The sequence below is a fragment of the Asticcacaulis aquaticus genome (assembly GCF_028550415.1).
Lineage (GTDB): Bacteria > Pseudomonadota > Alphaproteobacteria > Caulobacterales > Caulobacteraceae > Asticcacaulis > Asticcacaulis aquaticus.
This window is the reverse complement of sequence record NZ_JAQQKX010000037.1, coordinates 1-1069: the sequence shown is the minus strand read 5'-3', so window position 1 is coordinate 1069 and position 1069 is coordinate 1. Positions and strand designations below refer to the sequence as shown.

Here is a 1069-nt window from a genome sequence, read left to right as displayed (position 1 = left end):
GACGGGTCTTACAACCGCGTTGCCGCCTTTGCGCGTGACTGGAAAGCCAATCGCCTGCGCGAACAGCAGACCAGCGGACGGGGTACGTTCGTGCCTCTGGCGTTTCAGGCGGGCGAGGCCTTCCAGTTTGACTGTAGCGAAGACTGGGCCGTTCTGGGTGGCGAGAAGACGAAGCTGCAGGTGGCGCACTTCAAGCTGTCGCACAGCCGGGCCTTCTTCATCCGTGCCTACCTGCTTCAGACCCATGAAATGCTGTTCGACGCCCACCTGCACGCCTTCCGCGTTCTGGGCGGGGTGCCGCGACGCGGCATCTACGACAACATGAAGACGGCTGTCGACAAGGTGCGCACGGGCAAGGCGCGTCAGGTCAATATGCGCTTCCAGGCGATGGTCAGCCACTATCTCTTCGACGCCGAGTTCTGCAACCCGGCGTCCGGCTGGGAGAAAGGACAGGTCGAGAAGAACGTACAGGATGCGCGGCATCGCCTGTGGGTGCCCATACCGGCCTTCCCGGATCTTACCGCACTGAACCTCTGGCTGGAGGAGCGCTGTATCGCCTTGTGGCGGGAGATACCCCACAACGAACTGCCGGGGAAAATCGCGGACATCTGGGCGGAAGAACAGGCCTACCTCATGGCGCCGCCCCGACCGTTCGACGGCTTTATCGAGCATACCAAGCGGGTGACACCTACCTGCCTGATCCATCTGGAGCGTAACCGCTACAGTGTGCCGGCCTCCTTCGCAAACCGGCCGGTGAGTGTTCGGGTTTACCCAGAACGGGTCGTCGTAGCCGCCGAGGGGCAGGTGTTGTGCGAGCATCCGCGCGTCATCGATCGGTCCCACCACAAGGCTGGCCGCACGATCTATGACTGGCGGCATTATCTGGCGGTGATACAGCGCAAACCCGGCGCATTGCGTAATGGAGCGCCGTTCATCGAACTCCCGGAAGCCTTCCACCGGTTACAGCTTAACCCGCTCAGGCGGCCGGGCGGCGACCGGGAGATGGTTGAAATACTCGCTTTGGTTCTCCAGCATGACGAGGCCGTCGTTCTGCAGGCTGTCGAACTGG

1 protein-coding gene is annotated in these 1069 nt (G+C 62.3%); it reads left to right on the top strand.

Translation table 11 applies throughout. The features are described from left to right. Positions 1-1069, top strand: a 1069-nt coding sequence (istA, locus tag PQU92_RS18745; RefSeq protein ID WP_272749819.1) for an IS21 family transposase, incomplete at both ends; no start/stop codon positions are given.